This window comes from Streptococcus sp. HMSC072D03 (assembly GCF_001812855.1).
Classification (GTDB): Bacteria; Bacillota; Bacilli; order Lactobacillales; family Streptococcaceae; genus Streptococcus; species Streptococcus salivarius_D.
Genome location: NZ_KV810696.1, coordinates 112,100 through 121,088, shown reverse-complemented (window position 1 = coordinate 121,088; position 8,989 = coordinate 112,100). Strand labels below are relative to the sequence as shown.

Here is an 8,989-nt window from a genome sequence, read left to right as displayed (position 1 = left end):
TGTTACACGGTTGTTAAATTCTTTATCCGCAGGTTCTGTCACGTTTGTGATCAAGGCTTTCGCTGTACCATCATGAGAAACAGTAACGGTTACAACAGCAGCCATTGTATCGTAATCGACAGTTGCGTCTGTACCCTTAACCTCTGTTACAGTGTACTTGTAAGTACCTTCTTGACCCTTCTTGTATTTAAGGGCTGTAACTTTTTCACCAGCTTTATTTGTGTACTCTACTGGAGAGAATTTAATCTTACCAGCTGCATCGTTGGTTGCAGTTGCAATCACAACATTGTCACTGTCTTTCAACTCGAATGTGAATTCGCCAGCCTTAAGGTCACGACCTTCCAATTTCTTAGTGAAGTTGAATTCTACTGAGATTGGAACACTGTTTACACGTTTTTCAGTTGGTTTTTCAGGTTTTTCAACTTTCTTAGTTGTTGGGTTGTAGTAGTTAACAACTTGAGCCGCTTTGTTTTCGATATCTGCACCAGCTACAACATCGCCTTTCACTGTTGCTGGAATATCAAATTTATAGTAGCGTCCAAATTCAAACTTAGTTGTATCAATGATTTGAGTATTTTCAGCGTCGCCAAGTGACTTAGTGAAGCCAGCTTTAAGGTTAGCTGTAAGAACACCGTTGTTATCAGTGATATCGAACTTGTTAGTAACATCTGCACCAGTTACTGAATCATAAACCTTGATTTCTGAAGCATTAACAATCAATTTATCCTTATCGTAGTTATCTGTGATTCCTACTGTTTGGATATTGTCTTTGTTAGCTGCATCAAATTTAGTTGTATCCAACCAAACTTGGTAGTAAAGTTTAGATCCACGTTCAACTGATTTAGTATTTAAGTTTTCTTCTTCGTTGTTGTTTGTATTATCGACATATGGGTTTGTATTTGTTTCACCATATTTATCTGTCAATTCAGAATCATCATCAACGAGCTTAGTACCAGTGATATCGAATTTCGCTTTAGAAACAACGTATTTCTCTGGTTGGAACTTAGGTTCTTCAGGAGGTGTTACACGGTTGTTAAATTCTTTATCCGCAGCGTCTGTTACGTTGGCAACGATTGCTTTAGCTGTACCGTCATGTGAAACCACAACTTTAACAGTAGCAACCATTGTGTCGTATTTGACAGTTGCATCTGTACCAGGAGTTTCTTCTACTGTGTAGTTGTAAGTCTTACCAAGATCATCGCGACCGAACTCGAGAGTCTTGAAGACAATCTTACCAGCAGCATCATTCTTCACGCGTTCAACTTCAACGCCGTCTTTCTTCAATACGAATTCGAATTCGTTAGCTTGAAGTTCACGACCTTCCAAACGTTTAGTGAAGTTCATTTCAACTGGAACTGGAACGCTGTTAACACGTTTTTGTGTTGGTTTTTCAGGTTTTTCAACTGTCTTGCTCACTGGGTTGTAAACGTGAACTGTTTGGTTGGCTGTATTTTCAATATCAGCACCAGCTTTAACAGATTCTTTAACAGTTGCTGGAATATCAAATTTATAATAACGTCCAAAAGCGAACTTAGTAGTATCGATAACAGGGTTGTTTACTTTATCTTTGATAAATGCTTCTTTAGAAGTTGCAGTGATTGTGCCGTTTTCAACTTTGATGTCGAATTTAGCAGTCACATCTGCACCAGTTACTGAATCGTAGGCTTTGATATCAGATGCGTTAACGTTCAATTTATCTGCGTCGTATGTATCAGATACACCAACGTATTGGATGTTGTTAGCTTCTGTGAATTTAGTAGTATCAAGCCATACTTGGTATACCAATTTAGAACCGCGTTTAACAGTCTTAGTATTCAAGTTTTCTGGTTCGTTGTTTGCAACACCATCAACATATGGATTCGCATTTGTTGCTGTGTACTCGTTACCAGGTACATCATCGTCGTCATCCATCAACTTGTTACCAGTGATGTCGTATTTCTCTTTAGAAACGACAAATTTTTCTGGTTGGAATTCAGGAGTTTCTGGAGGAGTGACTTTGTTGTTGAATTCTTTATCTGCAGTACCGTCAGTTGCGTTACCGTTAGCGTCTACACCACCAGTTGATGTAACGTTTGTAACAGTAGTCAATGTGTGACCATTCTTAGCAACTTCAACTGTCACTGTAGCTTTCATCTTATCGTAAGTCATTCCGAATTCTTTGTTTTCAGGAATCACTTCTTCTACAGTGTAAGTGTGTGTACCAACTTTAGTATTGTCAAATGACAATTCTGAGAAGGTTACGTTACCAGCAGCATCATTTTTAACTGTTTCAACGACGTTACCAGCAGCATCTTTCAATACAAAGCTAAATTCACCAGCTTTAAGTTCACGACCTGCCAATTTCTTAGTGAAGTCAAACTTAGTTACAACTGGAGAAACTACATAGTTGTTGAACTCTGTGTCTTCAGGCATTGTAACAGCAGTACTCAAGAGACCTGTAGCAGCATCTTTAGTAACTTTAACTTTCACTTCTGCGTTCATAGTATCGTAATCGATGTTTGTATCGTTACCAGCTTTTTCACGCACAGTGTAAGTGTGTTCACCTTCAGCACTGTATTCAATAGCATCAAATGTGATTGAACCATCTGCTGCATTTTTCTTAGTTTGAATAACATTGCCGTTTTCAAGCAATTCGAATGTGAAGGCACCTGCTGTGAGCGCTTTACCTTCAAGACGTTTAGTGAACTTAAATTGAGCTTGAGTTGGAGCTGATGTGAATGTATTGTTGAATTCTGTATCAGTTGGAAGAGTTGCAACAGCAGTAAGCGCATGACCTGACTTAGTAACCGTAACTGTTACGTTAGCTTTCATTGGGTCATAAGTCATACCTGCTTCAGTTCCTTGAACTTCTTCTACAGTGTACTTGTGGTTACCAACTTGAGCATTTGTAAATGTCAAGGCATCGAAACGAACACGTCCGCTAGCATCATTTTGTTTTGTTTGAAGGACTTTACCATCTTTGTCTTTCAATACGAAGCTAAATTCGCCAGCTTTCAAGTTACGACCTGCAAGAGCTTTGCTGAAGTCAAATTGAGCAGTTACAGGAGCTACAACGTGGTTGTTGAAGATCTTGTCATCACTACCAGTTGCTTCACCACCTGTTGAAGTCATTTCAGTCTTAGCAGCCAAAAGACCTGTAGTAGCATCTTTAGTAACCGTTACTTTAACTGCGATAGTCATTTCATCGTAGTCTACATCGGCATTGTTGCCTTTCACTTCTTTAACAGTGTAGTTGTAGACACCTTCATGGTCAAATGACAATTCGCTAAAGTTAATCTTACCGTTAGCTTTGTTGGTTACAGTTTCATTAACATTGTTATCACCAGTCAACGTGAAGCTAAAGTCACCTGCGTTCAAAGTACCATTTGAAAGTGATTTATCAAAGTCAAGGTTAACTTTAACCGCACCTGGTGTGAATGTGTTATTGAATTCTGTATCTGCTGGAAGAATGTTAGTTGCTTTAAGAACGTGGCCTTCCTTAGTAACAGTGATTGTTACTTCAGCTTTCATTGTATCGTAAGTCATACCAGCTTCTTTATTATCTGGGATAACTTCTTCTACAGTATACTTGTGAGTACCAACTTGAGTATTATCAAATGTCAAGTCATCAAAGGCAATAACACCATTAGCGCTGTTTTTCTTGGTCTGAAGAACATTACCAGTTGAATCTTTAAGAGCAAATGTAAATTCGCCTTCTTTAAGAGTACGACCTGCAAGAGCCTTACTAAAGTCGAACTTAGTCTTAACTGGAGCTACAACGTAGTTATTGAAAATTTTATCATCTGCACTTGATTTGAATCCACCTTCAGCACTGTATTTAACTGAAGCTTGCAAATCACCAGCAGCATTTTTCTCAGTTACAGTAACTGTCATTGTAACAGTCATTGCATCATAATCGACGTTTGTATCTGAGCCTTTAACCTCAGTAATTGTGTAAGTGTATACTCCAGCTTTGTTAAATGTTAATTTACTAAATGTAGCTTTACCATTTTGGTTAGTTACTGTTTCTTCATATGAAGGAACTGATTTGTTAGCTTGCTCTTCTTTAATCTTAAAGTTAAATTCACCATTAACAAGTGTGCGTCCTTCAAGTTGTTTTTCAACTTCTGGAGTCACTGTTACAGGTTCTGACTTCACATAGTAGTAGACTGTTGGCTTGTATGGCGTCAAAGAGTTGAGCAAGTCAACGTTAGTACCAATACCTCCTACTCCACGCTCTAATTGTGCGTTTGGAGAAAGGTGACCGATATTATCTCCCAAGAATGGTACAAATACTGTCTTATACGGAGTGTAAGAAGCATCTCTTTGGAAATCAAATGGAACGTCCTTACCATTTGGATAGTTCGTTTTTGCCCCTGTTCTTGGATCAGTTACAGTGTGTGCAATCGTTTTAAGTGGTGTTTTCTTAACAACCAACTCTTCTTTGTTATAATCACCTGGTTTAATAGGCTTGGTTTCTGCTAGCAACATATAGCCATCAGTGTTCAATGTACCATCAGAACGTTTGTTTTGTTGTCTTGGATCTAATAAGTAGACACGAATGACAACAGATCCATCTTCTCCAACAATTTCTTTGATACGTTTTATTCCAGCACGATCAGCATCCATAAACTTGGTACCAACTGTATAAGGACGGCTAACATAACCAGTTGTTGAATCTGGAGTAGCTGTTTGATAAAGTTTGTAACCATCAAATTGACGTTCACCAGATGCTGTAAAGTGTTGTCCTTCCATCGCTTTCAGCGTGTAGTTGGCTAATGTTACTTCATTACCATTTGGTACATAATCTTGAACAGTTTTATCTGTTTTATTCGCATTAAATGAAGTATTATTTCTATCGACTACTCTATAGTAAGTTGATTTTTGAACAAATAATGGAATTTTAGCATTCGTATCTGTAATAGTACGACCATTATATGCTGGTTCTACAACGTTGATGATATCCGTTGAATTACGCGCAGCATAAACTGCATCATATAAAGCTTGTTCTGTAGGAGTTAGATTGTGTCCTGGAGCAACTAAAGCCTTGATACTTGGACCAACTTCATATCCAAGTTGGATAAACGGTGAATCTGTCTTCCCTGGTCCAGCACCTAAACCTTTATCGTAATCTACTTGCCAAGTTAACTCCCCATTAGAGGCTGCTTTGGTAGTCGTAAATTTTTGAATACCACTAGAAGCTGATACGGTTCTTGTTTCTACTACATTACCAGTGTTCTTGTCAACCAATTCAACAGTAGTATCTGTTGAAGCATCAAATCTCTTGTAAGCACGTGTATAGTAATTTGTATGGTAACGTTTGTTAAAATTAGTAAGATCTACGATACTATAAGTATAGTAGTCACCTTCTTTAGCTTGGTAGCCCGATGGCACTGTTTGAGAACGAACAGTTGCACCATTAGGATCTGTCATGTCTGGAGTAGCTTTTTCACCATCTTTAAGGTGAGTTTCTACAGAGACCGCCTCATAGTTGTGATCTGTCAAAGCACGTGTATTACGACGACGGCTACGACCTGTTGCCAAAGCACCAGCATTTGTGATATCACTAGCAGCACGGTCAAGTGTTGCACTACGGTCTGCAGCAGATCTGACAGAGTAAGTATTTGCTGTAACACGTGGGCTAACACTTGTAGCTTCTGCTGCGGTTTCGGCTGCTTCAGTATTTTCAGATGCTGGAGCAGCTGTTGATGCTGTAGCTGAAGTGTTTGAAGCTGTTCTTGTTGAAGCTGGTGTTTCAACATTGTTGCTGGCTGTAGCTGTTGATGCTACTGTAGCTGGCTTAGCTGCTTCTGAAGTAGCTTTTTCTGTTGGCTTTGCAGCCTCTGAAGCTGGTTTAGAAGCTTCTGGTTTCGCAGTTTCTGTAGCTTGTTTGTCAGTTGCCTCTGCGACAACCTTATCTGTTGTTGAAGCTTCTGGCGTCAAGTTAAATGTTGACGCAGTTGCCTCAGTTGAAGATACAGCTACAGTAGGATCTGCTTGAGCTGTTGATGCTGTATTCGTCTCAACCAGTTCTGAAGAACTTTCGCCCTCAACTGATGAACCAGGGTTTGATGAAGAAGCATCAGATGCTACGACTTCATCAGCCTGTGCAGTGTGAGCAGCAAAGAGTGCCGTCCCCAACAAGACTGAAGCGACACCAAATGAATATTTACGCAATGAAAAGCGCTGGCGCCTGTTGAAAATGTCTTTCATGTTTAAGTCTCCCTCTAAAAAAATAGTTAGTTATAGATACATGATTATAAGTTAATTCCCCTCATATCCATGATTCTTTTTCATTCTAACATTCTGACAATTTAGAGTCAAGTGATTAAACAATGTTTTTTTAAAAAAAGTTTAGTTGTCTGACAATTGTAAGAGTAACGTTATTCACAAAAAACATAAAAACGTTAGAAACCTTTTATTTATAACATGTTAAGCGTTTTCTAAAATAAGGCGATAACTACTGTTTTCTAATATTGCATTATATAAATTACGCTTTTCTAAAATAAATTAACTCGGATTTCATTTGTTATTTTCTAATAAAAGCGTCAAAGATTCCAAACCCATCTCATGTTCCATAAATACTTGAATCACCATATATAAACAGAAGTAAGTTCTAAAAATAGTAATTTAAACCTATAATCCGAAAGAAATAATATTATAAAAATAAATTAACATCTTATAATATACACTATATTATTCTCACTTTAATCCATAATAATGGCAATATACGCACACAACCTCTCATTTCTTTCCCTTTTACACTCATATAGATATTTTTATCTTTAATGAAAATGGCATATACATCTAGTCCTAACCTTAGAATAACTTTATCCGTCTAAAATAATACTAACATCTTCTTCGTTTAACAGTATTTCTTCATTAACACTAGTAAAATCTTAAAGAAAGTTTGCAACAATCCAACATCCATAATTGCTCTCACCTGTTTAGCATACTAGTATTCAACTTAAAAAAGAGTCTCATAAGTTAGGATTAATAGAGAATGAGTCCTAGTATTTTCTAACTTCAAAAAATCAAAAGATAACAAAACCTGTGAGAAAAATTATGCCTACTAGTATCTTATTCAAATACAAATGAAAGAATAACCAACGATATTACGAAATAATTTCAATACTCAAATAGTACCAGTAATACATTTCTATCTTATAAGAGATCTTTGAGTACCCAATTACAAAGCAACTATCAGAAAGTCTCCTCCCTTTCCAATACTGTTAACTAATCGGACTACTAGATGTTATCTTTAATGTCGCTCCCTATTGCTTCTATGAAACTTCTACCTCCCATCATCTTAATCATAAAATGAGTAATGATAGTCTATTGAAAGTTCATAAGAGAACTTAAACTTTGATTTTTTCTGATTTCTCAATCAAAAAATGATGGTGTAGCCCCTAGATAAGATGCTTCTATTGTGACTGCAAGATTATCAAATTCACCATAACTAAATAGACAATAGCTCAAAGTCTTTTATCAGCTTCTACCATTACCCACATCATTCATAATATATTTTATTTGAAAGTACTAATCTACTGTCATGAAGAAGTTAATATCAATTTGAATCTGCTCATCTCTTGTGAGAGAAACAATCAGATCACCCTCCTCACACATGTCCATGTAATAAGTTAGCTAATTATAAAAAAGTTCCACAGCCCATAAAGACTTTGGAACTTCTTAATTGACTTCATTATTGGTCACTTACGATATTTTTAAGTGCCGAACAAAAAGAAGCCTGACCTTATTCGGTCAAGCCTCTCTTTTTGAAAACTGAAATAATCTTACTAACTATCTTATTTTTACGCCTATTATTATCTTAGTCTTCTTTTTTTCGTTTTCCTGCCAAACCAAGTCCAGCTGCCGCAAGGAGTCCTCCGAATGCCATTGCTACTACAGACTTGTTCTCACCAGTCTTAGGAAGACCCTGTTCTCTAGATACTTCTGGAGATGTCGGTGGTGTAACCGGTGGCACCACTGGAGTTGGTGGTGTTGGCGGTGTAACCGGTGGTACCACTGGAGTTGGTGGTGTTGGCGGTGTAACTGGTGGCACCACTGGAGTTGGTGGTGTCGGTGGCGTTACAATGTTGTTGAACTCAGTATCTTCTGGCAATTTAGAAGTTACTGTCATAACGTTACCACCCTTAGCTACCAAAACAGTAACTTTAGCTACCATCTTATCGTAAGTTACTGTAGTATCATTACCTTTCACTTCTTCAACCGTGTAGAAGTGGATACCTTCTTCACCATGTTTGTACTCAAGTGCTGAGAACTTAATCTTACCGTCAGCATCATTGCTTACAGTTTCAATCACTTTACCTTTTCTATCCTTAAGTACAAAGCTAAACTCACCAGCCTTAAGGTCACGACCTTCTAGTTTTTTAGTGAATTCAAACGTAACACTAGCTGAAATGTTAACAACACGTTTTTCAGTTGGTTTTTCAGGTGTTTTCACGACCTTCTTAACTGTTGGGTCGTAGTAGTGAACTGTTTGTCCCGCTGTGTTTTCAATATCTGAACCAGAAGGTACATCAAACTCACCTTTTTCATTCTTACTGTCTTTAACAATTGCCGGAATGTCAAACTTATAGTAACGACCAAAGGCAAACTTAGTTGTATCGATAATTTGGGTATTATCTTTATCGCCAAGTGACTTAGTGAAGCCATCTTTAAGTGTTGCAGTGATCACACCGTTTTCAACCTTGATATCGAACATTGCTGTAACATCTTTACCAGTTTTACCATCGTATGCTTTGATATCTGGTTGGTTAACATTAAGTTTCTTCTCATCGTAGTTATCAGTGATACCAACGGTTTGAATATAATCCTTGTTGTTTGCGTCAAATTTAGTTGTATCAAGCCATACTTGGTAAACCAATTTATCGCCACGTTTCACAGTCTTAGTATTCAAGTTTTCTTTCTCGTTGTTGTCTGTCTTGTCTACGTATGGGTTCGCATTAGTATCCGCATACTTGTCTGCCAACTCTTTATCATCATCAAC

The 8,989-nt window shown here is 37.6% G+C and carries 2 protein-coding genes; both read right to left on the bottom strand.

Annotation, left to right across the window (positions count from 1 at the left end; genetic code table 11):
• Window positions 1–6,192 (bottom strand): Spy0128 family protein (locus HMPREF2877_RS09620; protein WP_256262942.1); only part of this gene is annotated, 6,192 nt, incomplete at its 3' end.
• A gap of 1,615 nt (window positions 6,193–7,807) precedes the next feature.
• The coding region (locus HMPREF2877_RS11320; protein ID WP_256262941.1) for an SspB-related isopeptide-forming adhesin at window positions 7,808–8,989 on the bottom strand (1,182 nt) is incomplete at its 5' end.